This is a genomic window from Aeromonas ichthyocola, from assembly GCF_046087985.1.
GTDB lineage: Bacteria > Pseudomonadota > Gammaproteobacteria > Enterobacterales > Aeromonadaceae > Aeromonas > Aeromonas rivipollensis.
The window spans coordinates 359,206-382,540 of the sequence record NZ_JBJSWH010000004.1; the positions used below are offsets into that span (position 1 = coordinate 359,206).

Below are 23,335 nucleotides of genomic sequence, written 5' to 3' on the forward strand. Positions count from 1 at the left end.
TATGAAACTCTCTATCGAAAACAGAAAAAACATACTGTCCATCACGTTGTTGCTGATGTTGATCACATATATATTCGCCGCGAATAAGCCTCACTCAATGCCTGTCCTTACGGAAGGCGACTATGAGGCCATGTTGAGTGAGCAGATGCTGCTGATGACGGAGATGTTCAGTGTTTTCGGTAGTAAAGTGGATGGAAACTGTGATCCATCAGTGAAGTCAGAACTGCTCTCTATGGTGATGAAGCATCCTCTATTGTATAGCCTGACATTCCTCAAGAACAATCAACCCTATTGTTCATCACATCATCATGACGAATCGCATTCAGCGGGCACCCCCACCAGCATATCTGACCGCAATGTCGATATGGTGCTGAACTATATCAATATTGATAAGGAGTTCACTATTCAAGTCGAGATGAAGCCCCTCGCTCATCAGGCTTGGACGCATCAATATTTGTTGGCATTCATGGTCATGCGGGGGGATGGTAATGAGCATCTTCATCATTATATCAACGTCAATCAAGCCAATGGCCATACCGATCTGGTTGGTCCATATATCGCCCTTCAGCTCGGCAATAGATCCCCCCATGCGAGCTTCTCTGCAGGCTCAATGATGGGCTTGGTGATTGTCTCTATGATGGCGGGCATCTATTTTTTCATGCATGGCGGCCAGCATCAGATAGCCTATGCCTTCAAGAAGTACTTGCTGAAGCAAGCTATCATCCATCATGAACTGAAGCCGTATATGCAACCGGTTGTCTCATCAACAGATGGTCGAGTGATCGGTGGAGAGATTTTGCTGCGATGGCTTCATCCCAAGAAAGGCATTGTTTATCCAGTTGATTTTATCTGTGTTGCTGAACGCTCAGGATTGATAGTTACCATCACCAAACAATTATTTGTACGGGTGAAAAATGAACTGCTTGAGATTGCACCGCATCTGCCAGAAGGCTTCAAGGTTGGCTTCAATATAAGTGCTACCCATCTCGGTGCTAACGACCTGGTGCAGGATTGTGTCGATTTTATCGGTTCATTCAAGCCGGGCAATATAGTGATGATGCTGGAGATCACGGAGCGGGAAGCCATTGTCTATACCGATACTGTATATTCCAATATTGCTGCGCTGCGCCAGGCTGGCATCAAACTGGCGATAGATGACTATGGCACTGGTAATTCCACGTTGCGCAATATTCAAAAAATCCCTTTTGATTACATAAAGATAGATAAGTCATTCATTGATCTTGCTGCCACCGACAAGATGAGTATGAATATATTGAAAAATATCATCTCTCTGGCGGTTAGCATTAATGCAAAGACAGTTGCAGAAGGTGTCGAGACGGCTGAGCAAGCCAGCTTGCTTGCTTTGTCTGGTGTACATTTTCAGCAAGGCTGGCTGTGGAGCAAAGCTATACCCATATCTGACATAATATCTTTGCCGAGGCTGCAGTCATGAATGCTGATTTTAAAAGGAACTATATTGTCGCCAGTTTTTCAATCGCGGTGATTATATCTTCATGGTTGTCTTATTTATATATAAAAACCATATTCAATGCTCATGCAAAATTCGATTTTGATATTGTCGAGCAGTTGTATTTTGATATGTCGGCATTTGACCTCGACTCCTTGTTACATGGCGACAATATAAAAGATGTTGATGCATATAAAGACCAGAATGTTTTTTTTAAAAGCTATGCCAATGAAAAAGGTAACTATCAATATTTTGTCTATAACAATTACAGTGGCGAACTGGAGTCAAACCGGGTTCTGCATACAAGGGAGGCACAATGGCTTGCACCATACGGCATGTTGTTGAATAGCAGCCTTGTCAGCAGTATTTACTTGATTACCAATGACTACAAGATCATTGGATTGACAGAGCAGCAAGTACCAGTTCCGGTCCATCTCCATCCATTGGATAAGGATTTCAAAAAAACTGACTATTGGACACGTTTTAATGCATGTTTTGATTCAGACTCTGGTTCAGTGTGCAGCACCAACCCCTATGTGACAAACCAGTATACTGATCTGTTATCAAATGACGATATCATTTCTTTGCTGTTCCCCTATCAATTAAACAGCCAGTATTTCGGGGTTATTGGCTTTGACCTGAGGACAAGGGTTCTTTTCGAAAAGTTTTTTGATACTGAAGATGTGCTCAAACCGACAAACTTCAAAATCACGGATATGAATGGTGCCTGTAGTGAATATCTACTTTGTTTCAATAAAGAGATTTTATTGCTCGATTCCAGACGTTTTAATCTGTTATGGGAGTATGGTTATTTTGATTTCATGCAGGCCATCGTATCAACCCACCGATTTATTTACACATTTCAGGTCATATTAATCCTGATGTCGGTCATTTATATTCTGATAATGTTTTGGGGAGACAGGCAATCCAGAGATGGATTGACGGGGGCCTATAGCCGGAAAGCCATTTATAATGCGAAACACCATGGCAGATATTCATATGTTCTGATGATGGATATAGATAACTTCAAGGCAGTCAATGATACCTATGGCCATGATATGGGCGACAGAGTACTGGTTGCATTCGTGAATCATCTCAGGAAACACACCAGAAGTGATGATTTTCTGTGCCGCTGGGGAGGGGAAGAGTTCGTGGTGTTGTATCGTACCGGTGTCGATGAGAACAGCATGCTGGATATTGTCAGGCGGTTGTGGTCTTCCCCCGTGGTCATCCAGGACGCCGGCCTGAATGTTACCTTTTCCGGCGGCCTGGTCAGAATGGGCAGAGATATTTCCAGCAGCGTCAATGCCGCAGACAAGTTGCTTTATCAGGTCAAGCGAAACGGCAAAAACAACGTCATGCTGGAGGCCAACGGGGAACATTCGTTATTGATGGCCAAACCCCTCTACGGGTCACCGGTTTGCACTGACATCAACACGGCGTGCAGCGCAGCCCTCTCTACGTAATGTTTGCGGCCAGAGCGGGCGGCTTAGATCCCGAATACATGCTGGCCCAGGGGGATGGCCCAGAACCTCAACCTGTGGCCCCTTCCGGCTTTCTGTTTGTTCAGATCCCCTGCCAGAGCGGCCGGCTGACCCAGAGCCCCCACAGGCTGAGGTGCAGCAGCACGATAAACCAGAACACCAGGCGGTAGCTCCCCTTCTGGGTCTTGTGGCGTAACCAGTGGCGGGCCACCAGGGCGCCGGGCCAGCCGCCGAGCAGCTCCAGCAGGTGCAGGCGGGATTCCGGGACGCGCCAGCCGCCGCGAATGGCCTGGCGCTTGTCGTGGGCGTAGGCCAGCACTGTGAGCAGGCTCATGGTGGTGACCAAGGCCAGCGGCCACCAGTTGGCCCCCTCAATGCCGAGCCAGGCGGTCCAGATCAGGGGCAGCAGGGCCAGGGCCATCATGACAGCAGTGCCGGATCCCGGGGCTCGTCCGGGCTGAGGGTGCGGATCACCCGGGCCGGGTTGCCCACGGCCAATGAGTCCGCCGGTATGTCCCGAGTCACTACGGCGCCTGCCCCTATGATGGAGCGCGGCCCTATGGTGACGCCGGGGCAGATGATGGCGCCGCCGCCAATCCAGCAGTCATCGCCGATGCGCACCGGCTTGTTGTAGGCGGTCCAGTTGCGGCGCTCCAGATAGTCCATGGTGTGGGTGGCTGTGTAGATCTGCACGTTGGGGGCCAGCAGCACATGGCTGCCGATGTGAACCTCGCCCACGTCCAGTATGGTGACGTTGAAGTTGAAGAAGGTCTTCTCCCCCAGATGGATGTTGCGGCCAAATTCGCAGATGAAGGGGGAGCTTATCCAGCAGGAGTCGGGGCAGTGGCCGAACAGCTCGGCGCACAGGCTCTGGCGCCCCTGGTGATCCCCCGCCGGTGTGGCGTTGAGTCTCGCCAGCAGCGCCTGGCCGCGAATGCGGTCGTTCGCTATCTCCTCGCTCTGGCTGTTCAGGGCGCCTCCCGCCAGTACCTTGTCCCAGTCGCTTGCCATGCTCACCTCCTCTCATGTGCCAAGAGGCGCCAGTATACGTGACGGGCAGGGCGGCGTCAGGGGATCCCTGATGACCAGGTCAGCCCAGCCAGAGGAGGGGCAGGATCAGCAGTACGGAGAGGAGGTAGGGCAGCATGACCCTCAGCCCCAGACGGCGGCCGCCGATCACCAGGGCCAGCAGCCCCTTCACCAGGGAGTTGACCAGCCCGGCCAGCAGAATGGCCCGGGCCGCCACCTCCAGGGCCAACTCCTTGTGGGAGAGCTGGGAGAGAGACAAGGTGATGGCGTCCACATCCGTGATGCCGGAGACCAGCGCCAGCAGATAGACCCCGGAGTTGCCCACCTTGCTCTGCAGCAGTGTGGCCATGAAGCCGATGAGGGCCAGCAGCAGGCCGAACTTGATGGCGGTGGCGAGATCCAGCGGATTGCGGGTTTCGGGCTGTACCGGGTTGTCGGTCATTTCCTCGCGCTGGCGCCAGAACCAGAAGGCGAAGCCGTAGACGATGGCCGCCAGCAGCAGCAGGGGAAGGGCCAGACGCATGGCCAGTTCGTTGTGAATGAGCAGCACCAGCACCAGCAGTCGCAACCACATGGTGGCGCCCGCCAGCAGTATGCCGGTGGCCAGCAGCCGCTCCAGCCCCGGCTGCTCCTTGTTGAGGCGGGCAAACTGCAGGGTGAGGGCGGTGGAGGAGGCGAGCCCCGCCAGCATGCTGGTGAGCACCAGGCCGGCGCGGGTGCCGAGCAGGCGCACCGCGAAGTGGCCCGAGAAGGAGATGCCGGCGATCACCACCACCATCAGCCAGATCTTGAAGGGGTTGAAGGCGTTGAGGGGGCCCATCTCGACGTCGGGGAGCACCGGCAGCAGCACCAGGGAGATGAGCAGGAAGCGCAGGGTGGCGTGAAATTCTGTCTCGCTCAAAAACAGCATGCCCTGCTGGATCTGGCCCTTGAGCCCCATCAAGAGCGCCGCCAGCACGGCGCAGGCCACCGCCTCGCTCGGGCTCTGCAGCACAGACATCAGCCCCAGCAGGTAGGTGAGCACCATGGCCACCGAGCTGGTGAGGCCAAATTCCCCCTGCCAGCGCTGAGCCAGCCAGACCGAGAGGCCGCAGCCAGCCGCCACAGCCAGCAGGCCGAGCAGGGCCAACCAGGCACCCAGGGTCGGCAGCAGCAGGGCGCAGACGCCGCCGAGCAGGCCGATGAGACCATAGGTCCGCATCCCGGCGATGCGCTGGTTGTCCCCCAGCTGGCGCACCTGCCAGCCCCGCTCCAGTCCTATGATGAGCCCTATGGCCAGTGACACCAGGGCGCCGTAGACGGGCTCCGCCTCGATCCACATGGGGTTCTCCTCTCATTGCTCTCCCTGTCAGGATGGCACAGACGGTGCGCCAGCAGGGGGAGCTGGCTCACAGAGCGGGCGCAGGCTTTGGCTGCACAGGCGAGGGGCCCCCCTGGGGGGTTGGGCCACCTGGCACTCTTTGTTACCCTGCCCGCTTCACCCAAACCGCAGGGAGCCGCCTCGATGCGAGCCATTGTCAGCCTGCTGGCCCTGTCACTGCTGAGTGGCTGCAGCGGCCAGCCAACCAGAGAGGATGCCATGTCAGGGAAAGCGCGCCTTCACTACCCCACCACCCGCCAGAGCGAGCAGGTGGATCACTACTTCGGCCAGGCCGTGGCCGATCCCTATCGCTGGCTGGAGGACGATCGCAGCCCCGAGACCGAGGCTTGGGTCAAGGCCCAGAACGCTGTGACTCAGGAATACCTCGCCCGCATTCCGTTTCGCGCCGCCATCAAGGAGAAGCTGGCCTCTTCCTGGAACTACGCCAAGGAGGGGGCGCCGTTTCGCGAGGGGCGCTACCACTACTTCTTCAAGAACGACGGCCTGCAGAACCAGAATGTGCTGTGGCGCCAGCTGCCGGGCAAGCCGGCGGAGGTGTTCCTCGATCCCAACCGCTTGAGCCCCGATGGCACCACGGCGCTGGATCAGCTGAGTTTCTCCCGCGACGGCCGCATCCTGGCCTACTCCCTGTCCCAGGCCGGCAGCGACTGGCGCGAGATCCACCTGATGGACGTGGAGAGCAAACAGCCCCTGGAGGCGCCCCTCAAGGACGTGAAGTTCAGCGGCATCAGCTGGCTCGGCAACGAGGGCTTCTTCTACTCGAGCTACGACAAGCCGGATGGCAGCGAGCTGTCGGCCAGGACAGATCAGCACAAGCTCTATTTCCACCGGCTCGGCACGGCGCAGCAGGAGGACCGGCTGGTGTTCGGCGCCATCCCGGCCCAGCAGCACCGCTACGTGGGGGCCAGCGTCACCGAGGATGACCGCTTCCTGCTCATCTCTGCGGCGAACTCCACCTCGGGCAACCGCCTCTATGTGAAGGATCTGAGTAAGGAGAATGCGCCGCTGCTGACGGTGCAGGGAGATCTGGATGCGGACGTGAGCCTGGTGGACAACAAGGGCGGCACGCTTTATTTGCTGACCAACAGGGACGCCCCCAACCGCCGGCTGGTGAGGGTGGAGGCCGACAACCCGGGCCCCGAGCACTGGCGCGACCTCATCCCCGAGCGCCAGCAGGTGCTGAGGGTGCACAGCGGTAGCGGCTACCTGTTCGCCGAGTACATGGTGGATGCCACCGCCCGGGTCGAGCAGTTTGACTACGAAGGCAAGCGGGTACGCGAGGTGGCGCTGCCAGGCCTTGGCAGCGTCAGCGGTTTTGGCGGCAAGCAGGATGATCCCGCCCTCTACTTCGGCTTCGAGAATTACGCCCAGCCGCCCACCCTCTACCAGTTCGAGCCAAAGAGCGGGGCCATCAGCCTCTATCGCGCCTCGGCAGCCCCCTTCAAGCCTGCGGATTACGTCTCTGAGCAGCGTTTCTACCGGAGCAAGGACGGCACCCGGGTGCCGCTCATCATCAGCTACCGCAAGGGGCTCAAACTCGATGGCAGCAACCCCACCATCCTCTACGGCTACGGCGGCTTCGACGTGAGCCTGACCCCGAGCTTCAGCGTGTCGGTGGCCAACTGGCTGGATTTGGGGGGCGTCTATGCGGTGGCCAACCTGCGGGGCGGCGGCGAGTACGGCCAGGCCTGGCACCTGGCGGGCACCAGGATGAACAAACAGAACGTGTTCGACGACTTCATCGCGGCGGCCGAGTACCTGAAGGCCGAGGGCTACACCCGCACCGACCGGCTGGCGATCCGCGGCGGCTCCAACGGCGGCCTGCTGGTGGGGGCGGTCATGACCCAGCGCCCGGATCTGGTGCGGGTCGCCTTGCCGGCGGTGGGGGTGCTCGACATGCTGCGCTACCACAGCTTCACCGCCGGGGCGGGCTGGGCCTACGACTACGGCACCAGCGCCGACAACGAGGCCATGTTCGACTATCTGAAGGGCTACTCGCCCCTGCACAACGTCCGGCCCGGGGTCAGCTACCCCTCGACCCTGGTGACCACGGCGGATCACGACGATCGGGTGGTGCCGGCCCACTCCTTCAAGTTCGCCGCCACCCTGCAGGCCGACGACGCCGGCCCCCATCCCCAGCTCATCCGCATCGAGACCAATGCCGGGCACGGGGCGGGCACGCCTGTGGCCAAGCTGATCGAGCAGAGCGCGGATATCTATGCCTTCACCTTGTACGAGATGGGTTACCGACAACTGCCGCGCCAACCATGACTTATGCGAGATGGGTTACCGGTAACTGCCGGTCGCCCCGTGAGACCAGGGCCCTGCGGGGCCCTTTTCTGTGGTGGGGCAGGCGGGCGCGACCATCCCTGTCTCGCCATTTGCCCGTTTTGGGGCCTGTACAGCCTGCGCCGCGCCCCCGGTGGTATAGTCAGCCACAGGATCTGCATTGAGGAGTTCGCCGTGAAGAAGATCATCTACATACTGCTGGGGTTGGCGCTGGCCGCCGTGGTGGCCATCACCGCCCTGGTGTCGCTGGTTGACCCCAATCAATTCAAGCCCCAGCTGGCGGAGCAGGTGCGCAAGAGCACGGGCCGCGAGCTGGTGATGGAAGGGGATATCGGCTGGCGCTTCTGGCCGAGTCTCGGCCTCTCCCTCGAGAAGGTGCAACTTCGCAACCCCGCCGGCTTTGCCGAGCCTGACCTGCTCCGGTTCGCGCAGGGTGACGCCTCTGTCGCCCTGCTGCCGCTGCTTTCCCACCGGCTGGAGATAGGCAAGGTGACGCTCAGTGGCGCCCATCTCTTTATCCAGACCAGGGCCGATGGCAGCTCCAACCTGAGCGGTCTGGTCAAGACCTCTGCTGCCGACAAGGGCGATGGCGCTCAATCCCCTGCCGGTGATAGCCAGCCCGCCGCCCCTGCCGCCACCGAAGAAAAACCCTGGCAGATCAGCCTGCAAGGGGTGGCACTTGTCGAGGCCAGCGCCCTGGTGCGGGACGATCGCAGCGGCGCCGTCTCCCGTCTCGACAGGCTGGATCTGGATCTGGGTCAGCTGATCCCGGGTGAGTGGGTGCCGGTGACCCTGGCCGCCAAGGGGGCGCAGGGGGAGAGGGCCTTTGATCTCAAGGGACAGGCCCAGCTCAAGCTGGCCCGGGAGGTCAAGGCCAGCGAGCTCAAGGATCTGACCCTGGGCGGCAGCCTGAGCGAGCCGACACAGCGGCTCGATGCCTTCTCCCTCAAGGCTGACCGGCTGGCGCTGGGGCAGTGGGGCAGCCTGGAACTGAGCCTGAGCGGCACACAGGGGGCGGCGGACCAGCCGACCCTGGCGGGCACCCTGGAGGGGACCCTCAAGGCGCGGCTCGATCAGGGGCTGCAACTGGTGGAGGTATCGGACGCCGTGCTGGCCGCCAGGCTGAGCGGCGACAGCCTGCCGCGTCCGCAGATGAACCTCAAGCTCGCGGGCTTTGCCCGTGCCGAGCTGGACAAGCAGACCATCACCCTCAGCAACCTGGTGATGGGGGCCGATGATGCCCTGCTGAGCGGCAGCGGTGCCGTCCACCTGGGGGCCGTCCCCAAAGTGGACTTCGACCTCAAGGGGGAGAAACTCGATCTCGACGCCTGGCTCGGTCAAGCTGCCCCGGCCAAGGCCGCCGCCGCGCCCGCCGCCCCTGCGAAAGGGGGAGACAAGGGGGCCGCCCCCGCCGCCAAGGCGCTCTCGGCGGTGGAGCCCGATCTCGCCGCCCTCAAACGAATGGACCTGGCCGGTCGGCTGCAACTGGGCAGCCTGCGGGTGAAGGGGCTGGATCTGAGCGCCGTGGATCTGCAGCTCGCCCTGGCCGGTGGCCAGCTCAACCTCAAGCAGTTCAGCGCCGGGGTGGCTGGTGGTCAGGTGACGGCGAGCGGTGTGCTCGATGCCCGCCAGCAACCCGCCCGCTATCAGGTGCACAAGCGGGTGCAGGGTGTCGATGTGCGGCCCCTGTTGCAGACCCTGGCCCAGAACGATCGACTGGAAGGCAAGGGGGATCTCGAGGTGCAGGTGCAGGGCACAGGCCTGTCCGAGCAGGCTCTGCGCAGCCAGATGCAGGGCAAGCTGAGCCTCAGGCTGAGCGACGGCGCCCTGCACGGCATCAACCTGGCGGAGATGATCCGCGAGGCGCGGGCCACCCTGACCGGCAAGGGGGCGGATCAGGTCAAGGAGGCGCGCAAGACCGACTTCAGCGCCCTGACCGCCAACTTCCAGATCGCCAATGGCGTGGCTCGCAGCGACGACATCCAGCTGCTCGCGCCCGCCCTGCGGGTGAAGGGGCAGGGCCAGACCGCCCTGGTGCCCGAGACCCTCGACTTCTTGTTCCTCACCTCTGTGGTGGAGAGCAGCAAGGGCCAGGGGGGCAAGAGCGTGGATGAGCTCAAGGACGTCACCATACCGGTGCGCATCGGCGGCCACTGGCAGGCCCCGAGCTACCGGCTCGACGTGAAGGAGCTGCTCAGCAACAACAAGGTGCTGGAGGAGAAGGCCCGCAAGGAGGCAGAGCGCGGCCTCAAGAAATTGCTGGGAGACAAGGCCGACGACGAGCAGATCAAGGGGGTGGCGGATCAGCTGCTCAAGGGGTTGTTCAAATAACCCTGGCCCCGCGTCCTATCGCCATAAAGAGCCCGCCCAGTGCGGGCTCTTTGTTGCCGAACATAGCGCTATGGGGCCAGGCGTTGGCCCCGAGGATGGGGTAATATCCGGGTCGAGACGAGAGACAAGGAACAGGGAGCGTCCATGAACAAGCAGGTGCTGATCACAGGTGGCAGCAGGGGGATAGGGGCGGCGACGGCCCGCTATCTGGCGGGGCAGGGGTATCACCTCTGCCTCAACTATCGCCATGACAGGGCGTCCGCCGAGGCGCTGGTGGCCGAGATCCGGGCCCGCCATCCGGTCTCCTGCATAGCGGTGCAGGCGGATGTCAGCGTGGAGGCCGAGGTGGTGCGCCTGTTCGAGGAGATGGACGCGCGGCTCGGGGTGATCACCCATCTGGTGAACAACGCAGGCATACTCCAGCCCCAGATGAAGGTGCTGGAGATGAGCGCCGAGCGCATCAACAAGACCCTGACCACCAATGTGACCGGCTACTTCCTCTGCTGTCGGGAGGCGGTGCGCCGCATGACGAGCGGGGGCGCCATCGTCAACGTCTCCTCGGCCGCCGCCCGCCTCGGCTCGGCGGGGGAGTATGTGGACTACGCCGCCTCCAAGGGGGCCATAGACGTGCTGACCAGGGGGCTATCGCTGGAGGTGGCGGCCCAGGGGATCCGGGTCAACGGGGTGCGCCCGGGCTTTATCTATACCGAGATGCACGCCGATGGCGGCGAGCCCGGTCGGGTGGACAGGATCAAGGGCAATATTCCGCTGCAGCGGGGCGGTCAGCCGGTGGAGGTGGCCGCCGCCATCGCCTGGCTGCTGTCGGACCAAGCCTCCTATGCCACAGGCACCTTTATCGATCTGGCCGGGGGACGCTAGGGCCGGGGTCACAGTCTCCCGACAGCAACAAGGGGCGCCGTGGCGCCCCTTGTTGCTGATGCGGCGAGCGCCTTACTCCCCCAGTAGCTGTTGCCAGACCGCCAGCACATGGCCCCGCTCGGTCAGCAGCTGGTCGTCCCCCACCTTGCGGGAGATCTCCGAGAGGTTGAGACGATGGCCCTGGTTGCGGATCTCCAGATAGGCGTGTTTGAGCCCCTCCGCCTGTTCCAGGGTCAATACCCCCGCCATCACGCACTCGTCGAAGATGCGCACGTTGTCGGACCAGCGGGTCAGGGCCTCAGGCTCACCACAGGCGTGGGCCAGCACCAGGTACTGTGCGATGAACTCTATGTCCACCATGCCGCCCGGGGACTGCTTGAGATCGAACTCCCCCTCGCCCGCCTTGAGCAGGTGATCCCGCATCTTGTGGCGCATCTCGCGCACCTCGCGGGCCAGGGTAGGGAGGTCGCGCTCCTTGGCCAGCACGGCGCGGCGGATGCGGGCAAAGTCGGCGATGACCCCCTCGTCCCCATAGATGGGGCGGGCCCGCACCAGGGCCTGATGCTCCCAGGTCCAGGCCTCGTGCTGCTGGTACTGCTCATAGGCGGTCAGCGATGAGACCAGCAGGCCGGAGTCGCCGGAGGGGCGCAGCCGCATGTCGATCTCGTAGAGGATCCCGGACGGAGTGCGGGTGCTGAACAGGTGCAGGATCCGCTGGGCCAGGCGCAGGTAGAACTGGCGGCTGTCGATGGGCTTGCGCCCGTCGGTGTAGCCGTTGGGGTCACCGCCGTGCAGGAAGACGAGATCGAGATCCGAGCCGTAGCCGAGCTCTATGCCGCCCAGCTTGCCGTAGGCCACCACGGCAAAGCCGCGCTGGCCGCTCAGTGCCACCTCGGGGGGCACCCCGTAGCGCTCGCTCATCTGGGCCCAGGCCTGATTGACGACCTCTTCGGTGATGGCCTCCGCCAGCCAGGTGAGGTGGTCGCTCACCTTCATCAGCGGCAGGGCGCCGGCGATGTCGGCGGCGACTATGCGCAGCAGCTGTACCTGCTTGAACTGGCGCAGCGCCTCCATCTGCTGCTCCACGTCCTCTTCGGGGATGCGCAGCAGGAACTGGCGCAGTTGGGGCTTGTACTGATCCAGCGGGGTGGGGTGGTAGAGGTGCTGGGGATCCAGCAGTTCGTCCAGCAAGATGGGGTAGCGGGCGAGCTGCTCGCTCACCAGGTTGCTCTCGTCGCACAGGCGCACCAGCTGGCGCAGGGCGGCGGGGTTCTCCGCCAGCAGTTGCAGGTAGGCGCTGCGGGTGAAGATGCGGGTCAGCAGGGTGCAGACCCGCTCGAACAGGCGGGCGGGCTCACGGCTCGCCACCACCAGTCGCAGCAGCTCAGGCATCAGCCAGTCCAGGGCGATGCGCCCCTGGGGCCCGACCTGACGGCGCTTGTACTCCTCCTTGAAGCGCAGCAGGGCGGCGCAGAGGGGAGCCGGATCGCTAACTCCCTGGGTGGTGAGCAGTTTCTCCAGCTCGGCGGCATCGAGCTCGGTGCGCCAGAGATCGAGCCAGAGCTGCTCCAGGTGGGCGGGGGCCTCTTTCTCTTCCCCCACCACGGCGACGAACTCCTGATGGACTATGGCCATCTCCTCGTCGAGGTGCGTCATGAAGGCGTCCCAGTCGGCGAAGCCGGTGGCGGCGATCAGCCGCTGGCGATCCCGCTCCTCGGTGGGCAGGGTCTGGGTCTGCTGATCCCCTATCTCCTGCAATATGTTCTCGACTCGGCGCAGGAAGCGATAAGCCTGGAGCAAGCGCGCGCAGCGCTCCTCATCGAGGGCGCCGCTTTGGGCTATGGCCGCCAGGGCCTCGGGCAGGTGGCGTACCCGCAGGGCGGGCTCGCGACCGCCACGGATGAGCTGCAGCGCCTGGGCGATGAACTCCACCTCGCGGATGCCGCCGGCCCCCAGCTTGATGTTGCCCTCCAGCCCCTTGCGGCGTACCTCGGCGGCTATCATCGCCTTCATCTGGCGCAGGCCGTCGATGACGCCAAAGTCGATGTAGCGGCGGAACACGAAGGGGCGCAGCAGCTCGGTGAGGGCCTGGGCGTGTTCGCACTGGGGCCCCAGCACCCGGGCCTTGACCATGGCGTAGCGCTCCCAGTTGCGGCCATGGTGCTGGTAGTAATCCTCCATGGCGGCAAAGGAGATGGCGAGCGGCCCCGCCTCGCCGAAGGGACGCAGCCGCATGTCGACTCTGAACACCTGACCATCCTGGGTGGGCTGGTGCAGGGCGTTGATCAGGCGCTGGCCCAGCTTGATGAAGAACTGCTGGTTGGCGAGTTCGCGCCGCCCGCCGACCGTGTAGCCGTTGTCGGGGAAGGTGAAGATGAGGTCGATGTCCGAGGAGAAGTTCAGCTCGCCGCCCCCCAGCTTGCCCATGCCGAGGATGAGCAGGGGCTGAGGATCGCCGTTGCCGTCCATGGGGGTGCCGAGCTCGGCGCACTGCCTGGCGTAGAGCCAGTCCCGGGCGCCGCAGATCAGCGCGTCCGCGAGCCTGGTGAGATGGATGAAACTCTCTTCGACCTGGGCCTGACCCAGCAGCTCGCGCCAGGCGATCACCAGCATGCGGCTGCGTCTGAACTGGCGCAGCACCCGCTTGAGCGCCTCCTCGTCATGGACTTCGGCGAGCAGGGCCGCCAGATCGCCCTGGTAGGCAGGCCAGCGCTCGGACAGCGCCAGATCCCCGGAGGCCAGGGTCTGCGCCAGCAGCTCCGGCTGCTTGATGAGGGAGTCTGCGACGAAATCCGAGAGGCCAAACAGGGTCAGCAGGGTCTGCTGCTCCAGCGCGGGCAAATCGCCATAGTCGGGGGCCAGCGCCAGCAGCCGTTGCCACTGGCGCCCGGCCTGATCCTGCAGCAGGGGTGACAGAGTGGAGAGGGATGCCGGAGGTGGGGGAAGAGAAGAGGAATGCTGGGCCACGGTTGCCGTCCTTGTGATTAACGGGTCTGCAGAGGGAATGAAAACACCGGCAGCCAATCTAGCATTGTCCCGCGCCTGCGTCACAGCCCGGGAGAGAGAAGCATGAGCCGGCGGGGAAAATGGGCCGCCGGCGCAGGCTCAGGGGTGCTGATAGATAGATCTCGGGGTCGTATTTTTCCATCAGGCTGCCAGGGGCGCGGGGCGGCGCGAAGCCAAAACCGGCATAGAGCCCCTGGGCATCCGAGGTGGCCAGCATGAGGCGGCGCAGCCCCTGCAAGGCGGGATGGGCCAGGATGGCGGCCATCAGGGCCTTGCTGTGGCCCTGACCGCGATGGGCAGGCAGCACGAATACATCGGACAGATAGCCGAAGGTGGCTTTGTCTGTGATGACCCGGGCGAAGGCCACCAGCTGGCCGTCGACATAGCCGCCGAAGCACAGCGAATGATTGATGGCCCGCTGCACTGTGGAGAGGGGAATGCCGAGGCTCCAGTAGGCCTCCTCGGACAGGAAACTGTGAATGAGGGGGACATCGAGCCGTCCCTTGTCGTCGCTGATCTCCAGTGGGGATTGGGTGTGTTGCATCCTGGCTCCTTGCCGTGACATGAGATGAAAAAAGACCCCTCGCGGGGCCTTCCAGTTTACTCAAATCACGACCTCAGGCCAGCTTGAAGGCCTGGGTGGCATGGATGTCCAGGGTCTGGCTGTGTCTGACACCTTGCTGTGATATCAATAACAAAGGCCCCTGACGGGGCCCTTGTACGTACCAGGTTGATGCCATCAGGCCAGCTTGAAGGCCTGGGTGGCATGGATGTCCAGGGTCTGGCTGTGTCTGACACCTTGCTGTGATATCAATAAGAAAGGCCCCTGACGGGGCCCTTGTACGTACCAGGTTGATGCCATCAGGCCAGCTTGAAGGCCTGGGTGACATGGATGTCCAGGGTCTGGCTGTGTCTGACACCTTGCTGTGATATCAATAACAAAGGCCCCTGACGGGGCCCTTGTGCGTACCAGGTTGATGCCATCAGGCCAGCTTGAAGGCCTGGATATGGGTATCCAGCGTCTGGCTGTGGTGCTCCACCAGTTCGGAGGCATCTTTCAGCTCCCGCAGCACCACCACGGATCCTTCCACCACCTGCTTGACCTGCTCCAGGTTGGCGTTCATCTCTTCGGCCACCGAGCTCTGCTGCTCGGAGGCGGCGGCGATCTGGCGATTCATGTCGGCCACCCCCTGTACCCGCTGCACTATGGTGGCGAGCTGGGTGCCGGCTTGAGTAACCGTTCCACCCCCTTGTCGGCCTGCTGCCACGCTCTGCTCCATCAGCTCGCGGCGGTGCGGGCACTGCCCTGCAGCTGTTCAATCATCTTCTGGATCTCGACGGTGGCGGCCTGGGCCCGGTTCGCGAGTTCGCGCACCTCGGAGGCGACCACGGCGAAGCCGCGTCCCGCCTCGCCGGCGCGGGCGGCCTCGATGGCGGCATTCAGCGCCAGCAGGTTGGTCTGCTCCGAGATGCCGCGAATGGTGTCGACCACGGAGCCGATGCGATCGACCCCGTGCTCCACCTCGTTGACCACGGCGGAGGAGCGCTGGATGTTGCCGGAGAGGGTGTCTATGGTGCTGACAGTGGCGGCCACGCAGCGGCTGCCTTCCTCGGCCAGGGCGCTGGCGTCGGCGGTGGCGTGGGAGGCTTGCTCCGCATGGTTGGCCACCTCGCGAATGGCACCCACCATCTGGCTCATGGCGCTGGCGAGCTGTTCTATCTGGGTGAACTCTTCGTTGATCGCCTCGTTGGCCTCATCCATGCACAGAGTCACCTGGGAGGCGATGTCGTTGAGCTCCTTGCAGGCGGCGCGCTGGGTGCCGAACACCTCCTTGAGGTTCTCCTGGGAGTGGGCGACCGCCTTGGCGATGTCACCGAACTCGTCCCGGGACTTGAGCAGCACGCTGTGGCTGAGATCCTTGCGGGCGAAGCGCTCCAGCAGCCCCACCAGGTAATGCACCTGCTTGACCATGAGGCGTGAGCCGGTCAGCAGCAGCACCACGAAGACGACCCCCATCAGCGCCGTCTCCATCAGACCGGTCCAGAGCAGGCGATCGGCAATGGCATTGGCCTTGGCGGCGTCTATGCCCTCGCCGAGCAGGGTGGCTTCCAGGTTGCTGGCATCGAACCAGAGCTTGGCCAGCAAGAGCAGCGTGCTGAACACCATGAGCAGTACCACTTTGGGCACCAGTCGGATGTTGCTCATTCGCCTCTCCAGCGAGTTTAACTGCATAACCTTTCTCCTTCTTAATGGCCATTTTTCCTTTGTCCTCAGGACTATCGGCATTATCTTCCGTTTTATTAATTCGCACTGTGCCTAAAGTAGGAAAATGTATGCGACATCACTCTTCTGGCCTGAGATCCATGGATCTGCTGATGGCGTTTCTGTCGGTGATCTCCGTTTGTCTGGTCTGCGCCCGCTGGTGGGGTCACCGCGAGTGGAGCCCGCAGACCCTGCAACTCTTCTATGACGTCGACAGCCTGATCTGCTATTTCTTCCTCGCCCACTTCGCCTACGGCTGGGTGAGGGCCCCCGATCGCATGGCCTTCTTCAAGGCCAACTGGTTCTATCTGCCGGGCAGCCTGCCCATGGTGGAGCAGCTGCGCTGGGCACGGCTGATCCAGCTGTGGCGGGTCTATCAGCTGCTGCGAGACAGGCCGGACCTGCTGGTCATGTTTCGCCGGGAGCGCAACGAGACCACCTTGTCCGGCATCCTCTTCCTCTTCTTCCTGCTGCTGGGGGTGGGCTCGGGCGTCATGTACTGGCTGGAGACGGGCCAGCCAGGGAGCCTGATCCAGACGCCCTACGATGCCTTCTGGTGGACGCTTGTGACGCTGTCTACCGTGGGCTACGGGGATCTGGTGCCCAGGACGGAGGAGGGGCGCTTCGTCGCCAGCCTGCTCATCCTGTTTGGTGTGGGTCTGTTCGGTGCCCTCAGCGGTTTCATGGCCAGCCTGTTCGTGCATCCCGGCAAGACCAACGACGACACCACCCTATGGCGGCGTCAGCAGAGCGAGCAGCAGGCGCAACTGCTGCAGGAGCTGAAGGCCCTGCGCGCCGAGGTGAAGGCATTGCAACAGAAGTAGCCTGCGGCGTCTGGAATGGTCGCGTGGCAAACCGGAGAAGCCGTGAGACGCCTCTCAGTCAGGGGGGCGCCGTTTTTCTTTGCTTGTCCTTTGACCCGCTGGCGGCTTAACATTCGGCCTGCAACCTAATTCAACGAAGAGAATCGATCGACCATGCGCGCCCTTCTCGGGATCTTGATCTGCTTGTGTGCCCAACAGGTACTGGCCGATACCCGTTATGTCTCAGACAACATCTTTACCTATATCCACAACGGTCCTGGCACCCAGTACCGGATCCTCGGCAGCGTCAAGGCCGGTGAACCGCTGGAGGTCAAGGCGGTGAACAACGACGCCGGTTTCACCCAGGTGGTGGACGGCCGTGGTCGTGAAGGCTGGATCAAGAACAGCGAACTGCAGGCGGAGATCAGCCTGCGCGAGCGTCTGCCCCAGGTTCAGAAAGAGCTGGATGAGGCCAAGGCCCGCCTGCTGAACCTCAATGGCGACAACGAGCGTCGTTTCGCCGAGAAGGATGGCCAGATCACCGAGCAGAGCAAGGAGATCGCCAGCCTGAAGGCCCAGCTCGCCAGCCAGAGCACAGAGATGAGCAGCCTCAAGGAACAGAACGACGCCCTGACCCAGAGCTATGACAACCAGGAGCACGACATGCAGATGGACTGGTTCATCCGCGGTGGTGCCATGGTGCTGGGGGGCATACTGCTCGGCATTCTGCTCCCCATGCTCCCCCGTCGTCGCAAGAGCAGCGAGCGTTGGATGAATTGATCGCCCGGGCGGTCGCAACGAGAAAGGTCGCCAGGGCGACCTTTTTTCATGGGCGAGCAGCTGGGCGGGATCTTGACCAGGTCGGGGGTCGCCAGGGGGCCTCTGCAGCCGTAAGATGAGCCGAACTATCCCGTGCCCTGCGTACCCTTCTCAACAAGAGCCTTCACATATGTCATCAACCGAACAGGCCCGCTGGTTCGTGCTGGGGGGCGATCACCTCGTCCTGCTGGATGAACGGGGGCAGATCCCCCAGGGCCCCAAGTCCTGCCTGCCCGCCCATCTGCACACCGCCCATTTCGAGCATTTCGACGAGTGGGACGGGTTGCCCTGCCAGCTGCTGGATCTGGGACCGGATGTCGGGAGCTGCCCCCTGGTGGGGCTGCGCCAGCTGATGGTGGCCGGCGATGAAGAGGGCTTTCGCCTCGCCGGCCGCGCCTGGCAGCTGGCCACCTTCCGCCGCAGCCATCGCTTCTGCGGCGAGTGTGGCGCCCCCATGGCACCCAAGAGCGGGGAGTGGGCACAGATGTGCCATCATGGTCACGTCGTCTACCCGCGCATCTCCCCCTGCATCATAGTGGCGGTGCGCAAGGGCCCGGCTATCCTGCTGGCGGCCCATCGCCGTCACTATCAGGCCGACGATCCCATGTATACGGTGCTGGCGGGCTTCGTGGAGGCTGGGGAGAACCTGGAGCAGTGCGTGGCGCGGGAGGTGTTCGAGGAGAGCGGCATCCGGGTATGCAACGTGCGCTACGTGGCGAGTCAGCCCTGGCCCTTCCCCCACAGCCTGATGATGGGCTTCACCGCCGACTACCAGAGCGGCGAGATCAAGGTGCAGGACGACGAGCTGGTGGCCGCCGACTTCTTCGAGGCGGACCAACTGCCACGGCTGCCCCCCCACGGCACCATAGCGCGGCGGCTGATCGAGCAGAGCCTCGCAGAGAAGCGGTGAGGGCGAGGCCCTGAAAAGCGGGGTCCTGGTTTGCGCCCCCTCACATCTTTGCACTCCGGCGACCCTGCGGCGCGTTTGTGCCGCCCTCAGCCTCGCACAAAGTGGTATCATATCCGCCATTTTATGCTGGATATGAACTCAGGAACTGGGATGAAAGAGCTGAAGAACGATCGATACCTGCGTGCCCTGCTGCGCCAGGATGTGGACATGACCCCGGTGTGGATGATGCGTCAGGCTGGCCGCTACCTGCCGGAATACAAGGCGACCCGCGCCGTCGCGGGGGACTTCATGTCCCTGTGCCGCAACGCCGAGCTGGCCTGTGAAGTCACCCTGCAGCCCCTGCGCCGCTATCCCCTCGATGCCGCCATCCTCTTCTCCGACATCCTGACCGTGCCCGACGCCATGGGGCTGGGCCTCTACTTCGAGCACGGGGAAGGCCCGCGCTTCGAGCGCCCCATCAAGTCCATGGCCGACGTGCAGGCGCTGCCCATCCCGGATCCGGAAGACGAGCTGGGTTACGTGATGAACGCGGTGCGCACCATTCGCCGCGAGCTCAAGGGCGAAGTGCCGCTGATCGGCTTCTCCGGCAGCCCCTGGACCCTGGCCACCTACATGGTGGAGGGGGGCAGCTCCAAGGCGTTCACCAAGATCAAGCAGATGATGTACGCAGAGCCGCAGACCCTGCACCTGCTGCTCGACAAGCTGGCGGACAGCGTGATTGCTTATCTCAACGCCCAGATCAAGGCCGGTGCCCAGTCCGTCATGGTGTTCGACACCTGGGGCGGCGTGCTGACCCCGCGGGATTACCGCGACTTCTCCCTGCAGTACATGCACAAGATCGTCGATGGCCTGATCCGTGAGAATGAGGGCCGCCGTGTGCCGGTCACCCTGTTCACCAAGAACGGCGGCCAGTGGCTGGAGCAGATCGCCGCCACCGGCTGCGACGCCCTGGGGCTGGACTGGACCATAGACATAGCGGATGCCAAGCGCCGGGTTGGCGACAAGGTAGCGCTGCAGGGCAACATGGATCCTTCCATGCTCTACGCCGCCCCTGAGCGCATCCGCGAAGAGGTCGCCACCATCTTGGCGGGCTTTGGCAGCGGCAACGGCCACGTCTTCAACCTGGGTCACGGCATCCATCAGGATGTGGACCCGGAGCACGCCGGGGTGTTTGTCAATGCGGTGCACGAGCTGTCGGCTCAGTACCACGGCCGCTGAGCGCGGCAGACTGCATAATGAGAACGGGGCCTGCGGGCCCCGTTTTGCTGCCCGGCCTCGCGGGGGCTGCATCCTGGTCACCGCTCGGGTTACACTGCACCACCACTGAACAGGGTCGTGGACAGGATGGGCGAGTACGCCTCCTGACGGCTGGGTGAGGGCGTCGTTGAACATTGCAGGAGGCAGGATGGGCAAGAGTGCATGGGACTGGGGAATCGACCTTGGCGGAACCAAGTGCGAGTGCGTGGTGCTCGAGGGTGACGAGGTGCTGCTGCGCCATCGCATTCCCACCGAGCGCCGTGGCGGTTACGAGCACATGATAGGCCAGATCGCCAAGCTGGTGGACGAGTGCGCCGAGCGGCTCGGCCAGCGTCCCGCCATCCTCGGCATGGGCACCCCGGGGGCGCGGGATCCCCAGACCGGGCTGATGAAAAACTGCAACACCACAGAGCTCAACGGCAAGCCGTTCAAGGAAGATCTGGAGCGCAGGCTCGGCATTCCTGTGCTGATCGCCAACGACGCCAACTGCTTCGCCCTGGCGGAAACCCATCTGGGGGCGGTGCGCCAGCAGCATCCCGAAGCGAAAGTGGTGTTCGGCATCATCATGGGCACAGGGGTTGGGTCCGGCATCGTCATCAACGGCCAGATCCTCAACGGCCATCACGGCATCGCCGGGGAGTGGGGCCACAACGTGCTCTCCCCCGACGGTCCCGAGTGCTACTGCGGCAAGCGCGGCTGCGTCGAAACCTTCATCAGCGGCCCGGCGCTGGAGGCCTGGTATGAAGCCAAGGCCAAGCGCCACCTCTCCCTCGCCCAGATAGCGGCGGCGACGGCTCACGATCATGTGGCCAAACTCACCATGGATCGGCTGCACCTGCTGTTCGGTCAGGCCCTGGCCAACGTGGTCAACATCCTGGATCCGGACGTCATCGTCATCGGCGGTGGTGTGGGCAACGTGCAGAGTCTCTACAGCGTCGGTCGGCAGACAGTGCTGCCATTTCTGTTCAATCCCCGCTTCGCCACCCCCATCATTGCCCCGGCCCTGGGTGACAGTGCCGGTGTGTTCGGGGCAGCGCTGCTGGCCAGGGGCGTCTTCCGGGAGGCCCTGCTGTCTTGAAGCAGTCAGGGGCCCGTCACTTTGTCGCAGGTAAGGACACAGATTTTTCATGATCAAGATTGCCATCAACGGATACGGGCGCATCGGTCGCAACGTGTTGCGGGCCCTCTACGAGAGCGGCCGCGATAACCAGCTTAAGATAGTCGCCATCAACGAGCTGGCGGCCCCCGAGGCCATGGTGCACCTCACCCGCTTCGACACCAGCCACGGCCGCTTCGGCTATCCGGTGCAGCTCGCGGGCAACAGCATGCTGGTGGGGGAGGATCTCATCTCCCTGTTTGCCGAACGGGATCCGTCGCGCTTGCCCTGGCGGGCGCTGGGGGTGGATGTGGTGCTGGACTGCACCGGGGTATTCGGCTCCCGGGCCGATGCCGAACTGCATCTGGGGGCGGGGGCGGGCAAGGTGCTCTTCTCCCATCCGGCGGATGCGGATGTGGATGCGACCATAGTCTACGGGGTGAACCATCAGGTGCTGACGGGACGGGAGCGGATCGTCTCCAATGCCTCCTGTACCACCAACTGTGTGGTGCCCGTCATCGAAACATTGCATCGAGAATTCGAGATAAATTGTGGTACTATTACGACAATTCATTCGGCCATGCACGATCAGCAAGTCATCGATGCCTATCACAGCGACTTGCGTCGAACCCGGGCCGCAAGCCAGTCCATCATCCCGGTGGATACCAAGCTGGCAAAGGGGTTGGAGCGAATCCTCCCCCACTTCGCCGGCAAGTTCGAGGCGATCGCGGTGCGGGTGCCGACCATCAACGTCACCGCCATGGATCTGAGCATTACTGTTCGTAAAAAAGTGACAGTTAGTGACGTAAATCAAGCCCTGCAACGGGCATCCAGAGGTACATTACAGGGTATCCTGGACTACACGGAAGAGCCGCTGGTCTCCGTAGACTTTAATCATGATGCACACTCCTGCATCATTGATGGTACCCAGACCCGGGTGAGCGATGCCAACCTCGTCAAGATGTTGATGTGGTGTGATAACGAATGGGGCTTCGCCAACCGCATGCTGGATACCACCCGGGCCATGATGGCCGCAGGCTGAGAGCCTGCACCGGGCGCAAGGTTACTGTTTTTTTAACATTACCTGAAAATATATAGAGGACTGAATATGTCTGTTATCAAGATGACCGACCTGGATCTGGCGGGTAAACGCGTTCTGATCCGTGCTGACCTGAACGTGCCGGTAAAAGACGGCAAGGTCACCTCCGACGCACGTATCGTGGCTACCCTGCCGACCATCAAGCTGGCTCTGGAAAAGGGCGCGAAGCTGATGATCACTTCCCACCTGGGTCGTCCGACCGAGGGTGAATACAACGAAGAATTCTCCCTGGCCCCGGTAGTCAACTATCTGAAAGACGCTCTGTCCTGCCCGGTGCGCCTGGCCAAGGATTACCTGGATGGCGTAGATGTCGCCGCCGGTGAGCTGGTTGTGCTGGAAAACTGCCGTTTCAACAAAGGCGAGAAGAAGAACACCGAAGAGCTGGCCAAAAAATACGCCGCCCTGTGTGACGTCTTTGTAATGGATGCATTCGGTACTGCTCACCGCGCCGAAGGTTCCACCTACGGTGTGGCCCAGTTCGCCCCGGTTGCCTGTGCAGGCCCCCTGCTGGCCGGTGAACTGGATGCCCTGGGCAAGGCCATGCTGAAGCCCGAGCGCCCCATGGTTGCCATCGTTGGCGGCTCTAAGGTCTCCACCAAGCTGACCGTGCTGGAATCTCTCTCCAAGATCGCTGACCAGCTGGTGGTCGGTGGTGGCATCGCCAACACCTTCATCGCCGCTGCCGGTCACAACGTTGGCAAGTCCCTGTGCGAGCACGACCTGATCGACACCGCCAAGAAGCTGGCTGCCGAGACCAACATTCCGGTGACCACAGACGTGGTTGTAGGTACCGAGTTCTCCGAGTCCACTCCGGCCACCATCAAGTCCGTCGCTGACGTGACCGACGGTGACATGATCTTCGACATCGGCCCTGACTCTGCCAAGGCCCTGGCCGACATCATCATGAACGCCAAGACCATACTGTGGAACGGCCCGGTCGGTGTGTTCGAGTTCGACCAGTTCGCCGAAGGCACCAAGGTGATCGCCGAAGCCATCGCCGCTTCCCCGGCCTTCTCCATCGCTGGCGGTGGTGACACTCTGGCTGCCATCGACAAGTTCGGCATCGCCGACAAGGTCTCCTACATCTCCACCGGCGGCGGCGCCTTCCTGGAGTTCGTAGAAGGCAAGGTACTGCCGGCTGTCGCGATTCTTGAAGAACGCGCCAAAGCCTAATTGACCCGGGACGGGGGGCAAAAGCCTCCCGTTTCGTTTATCATGTGG

General features: G+C 62.1%; 16 protein-coding genes and 2 pseudogenes. 12 read left to right on the top strand and 6 right to left on the bottom strand.

Annotated features, from left to right (window positions below; all coding sequences use genetic code 11):
* Position 1 precedes the first annotated feature (1 nt).
* Both ACF2JD_RS14225 and ACF2JD_RS14230 read left to right on the top strand, forming a co-directional pair.
* Positions 2 to 1,453 (top strand): EAL domain-containing protein, encoded by a 1,452-nt coding sequence (locus ACF2JD_RS14225; protein WP_440987647.1) that lies wholly within the window; start codon positions 2 to 4, stop codon positions 1,451 to 1,453.
* Positions 1,450 to 2,934 (top strand): diguanylate cyclase, encoded by a 1,485-nt coding sequence (locus tag ACF2JD_RS14230; protein WP_440987648.1) that lies wholly within the window; start codon positions 1,450 to 1,452, stop codon positions 2,932 to 2,934. The genes ACF2JD_RS14225 and ACF2JD_RS14230 overlap by 4 nt, the downstream gene beginning before the upstream one ends.
* A gap of 100 nt (positions 2,935 to 3,034) precedes the next feature.
* Here the strand turns inward: ACF2JD_RS14230 and ACF2JD_RS14235 are convergent, their stop codons facing one another.
* The 3 genes from ACF2JD_RS14235 to ACF2JD_RS14245 all read right to left on the bottom strand — a co-directional run bounded on the left by ACF2JD_RS14235 (position 3,035) and on the right by ACF2JD_RS14245 (position 5,302).
* Positions 3,035 to 3,376: a DUF1294 domain-containing protein gene (locus ACF2JD_RS14235; protein ID WP_440987649.1), complete on the bottom strand. Its 342-nt coding sequence runs from the start codon at positions 3,374 to 3,376 to the stop codon at positions 3,035 to 3,037.
* Positions 3,373 to 3,963, bottom strand: coding sequence for a sugar O-acetyltransferase (locus tag ACF2JD_RS14240; protein ID WP_111910500.1), 591 nt, complete (start codon positions 3,961 to 3,963; stop codon positions 3,373 to 3,375). The genes ACF2JD_RS14235 and ACF2JD_RS14240 overlap by 4 nt, the downstream gene beginning before the upstream one ends.
* 79 nt (positions 3,964 to 4,042) lie before the next feature.
* The gene (locus ACF2JD_RS14245) at positions 4,043 to 5,302 is read right to left on the bottom strand and encodes an MgtC/SapB family protein (RefSeq protein ID WP_139745260.1); all 1,260 of its coding nucleotides are present in this window, start codon (positions 5,300 to 5,302) and stop codon (positions 4,043 to 4,045) included.
* Positions 5,303 to 5,485: 183 nt separating this feature from the next.
* Here ACF2JD_RS14245 and ACF2JD_RS14250 point away from each other — a divergent pair, with 183 nt between their 5' ends.
* The 3 genes from ACF2JD_RS14250 to ACF2JD_RS14260 all read left to right on the top strand — a co-directional run bounded on the left by ACF2JD_RS14250 (position 5,486) and on the right by ACF2JD_RS14260 (position 10,861).
* Complete coding sequence (locus ACF2JD_RS14250) at positions 5,486 to 7,633, top strand: prolyl oligopeptidase family serine peptidase (protein ID WP_440987650.1); 2,148 nt, start codon at positions 5,486 to 5,488, stop codon at positions 7,631 to 7,633.
* 192 nt (positions 7,634 to 7,825) lie between these two features.
* The gene (locus ACF2JD_RS14255) at positions 7,826 to 9,982 is read left to right on the top strand and encodes an AsmA family protein (protein WP_440987651.1); all 2,157 of its coding nucleotides are present in this window, start codon (positions 7,826 to 7,828) and stop codon (positions 9,980 to 9,982) included.
* A gap of 144 nt (positions 9,983 to 10,126) precedes the next feature.
* Positions 10,127 to 10,861 (top strand): SDR family oxidoreductase, encoded by a 735-nt coding sequence (locus ACF2JD_RS14260; RefSeq protein WP_111910496.1) that lies wholly within the window; start codon positions 10,127 to 10,129, stop codon positions 10,859 to 10,861.
* Positions 10,862 to 10,933: 72 nt separating this feature from the next.
* Here ACF2JD_RS14260 and glnE read toward each other — a convergent pair whose 3' ends face one another.
* The 3 genes and pseudogenes from glnE to ACF2JD_RS14275 all read right to left on the bottom strand — a co-directional run bounded on the left by glnE (position 10,934) and on the right by ACF2JD_RS14275 (position 16,100).
* Positions 10,934 to 13,828 (bottom strand): bifunctional [glutamate--ammonia ligase]-adenylyl-L-tyrosine phosphorylase/[glutamate--ammonia-ligase] adenylyltransferase, encoded by a 2,895-nt coding sequence (gene glnE / locus ACF2JD_RS14265; protein ID WP_440987652.1) that lies wholly within the window; start codon positions 13,826 to 13,828, stop codon positions 10,934 to 10,936.
* A gap of 154 nt (positions 13,829 to 13,982) precedes the next feature.
* Positions 13,983 to 14,411: pseudogene (locus tag ACF2JD_RS14270) on the bottom strand (GNAT family N-acetyltransferase); the annotation flags it as partial.
* Between the two features lie 439 nt (positions 14,412 to 14,850).
* Positions 14,851 to 16,100, bottom strand: a pseudogene (locus tag ACF2JD_RS14275) (methyl-accepting chemotaxis protein).
* A gap of 32 nt (positions 16,101 to 16,132) precedes the next feature.
* Between ACF2JD_RS14275 and ACF2JD_RS14280 the strand changes: the two are divergent.
* The 7 genes from ACF2JD_RS14280 to ACF2JD_RS14310 all read left to right on the top strand — a co-directional run bounded on the left by ACF2JD_RS14280 (position 16,133) and on the right by ACF2JD_RS14310 (position 23,287).
* Positions 16,133 to 16,954, top strand: a complete 822-nt coding sequence (locus ACF2JD_RS14280; RefSeq protein ID WP_106885805.1) for a potassium channel family protein — start codon at positions 16,133 to 16,135, stop codon at positions 16,952 to 16,954.
* Positions 16,955 to 17,107: 153 nt separating this feature from the next.
* On the top strand, positions 17,108 to 17,713 hold the full coding sequence (locus ACF2JD_RS14285) for a TIGR04211 family SH3 domain-containing protein (RefSeq protein ID WP_025328281.1): 606 nt from the start codon (positions 17,108 to 17,110) through the stop codon (positions 17,711 to 17,713).
* Positions 17,714 to 17,882: 169 nt separating this feature from the next.
* The gene (gene nudC / locus ACF2JD_RS14290) at positions 17,883 to 18,662 is read left to right on the top strand and encodes an NAD(+) diphosphatase (RefSeq protein WP_440987653.1); all 780 of its coding nucleotides are present in this window, start codon (positions 17,883 to 17,885) and stop codon (positions 18,660 to 18,662) included.
* Positions 18,663 to 18,812: 150 nt separating this feature from the next.
* Positions 18,813 to 19,880, top strand: coding sequence for a uroporphyrinogen decarboxylase (gene hemE, locus ACF2JD_RS14295; protein WP_226170333.1), 1,068 nt, complete (start codon positions 18,813 to 18,815; stop codon positions 19,878 to 19,880).
* A gap of 187 nt (positions 19,881 to 20,067) precedes the next feature.
* A complete protein-coding gene (locus ACF2JD_RS14300) occupies positions 20,068 to 20,997 on the top strand; it encodes an ROK family protein (RefSeq protein ID WP_440987654.1) in 930 nt (309 codons plus the stop codon).
* A gap of 49 nt (positions 20,998 to 21,046) precedes the next feature.
* Positions 21,047 to 22,057, top strand: a complete 1,011-nt coding sequence (gene epd, locus ACF2JD_RS14305; RefSeq protein ID WP_111910490.1) for an erythrose-4-phosphate dehydrogenase — start codon at positions 21,047 to 21,049, stop codon at positions 22,055 to 22,057.
* Positions 22,058 to 22,123: 66 nt separating this feature from the next.
* Positions 22,124 to 23,287 (top strand): phosphoglycerate kinase, encoded by a 1,164-nt coding sequence (locus tag ACF2JD_RS14310; protein WP_106885810.1) that lies wholly within the window; start codon positions 22,124 to 22,126, stop codon positions 23,285 to 23,287.
* Positions 23,288 to 23,335: the final 48 nt, after the last annotated feature.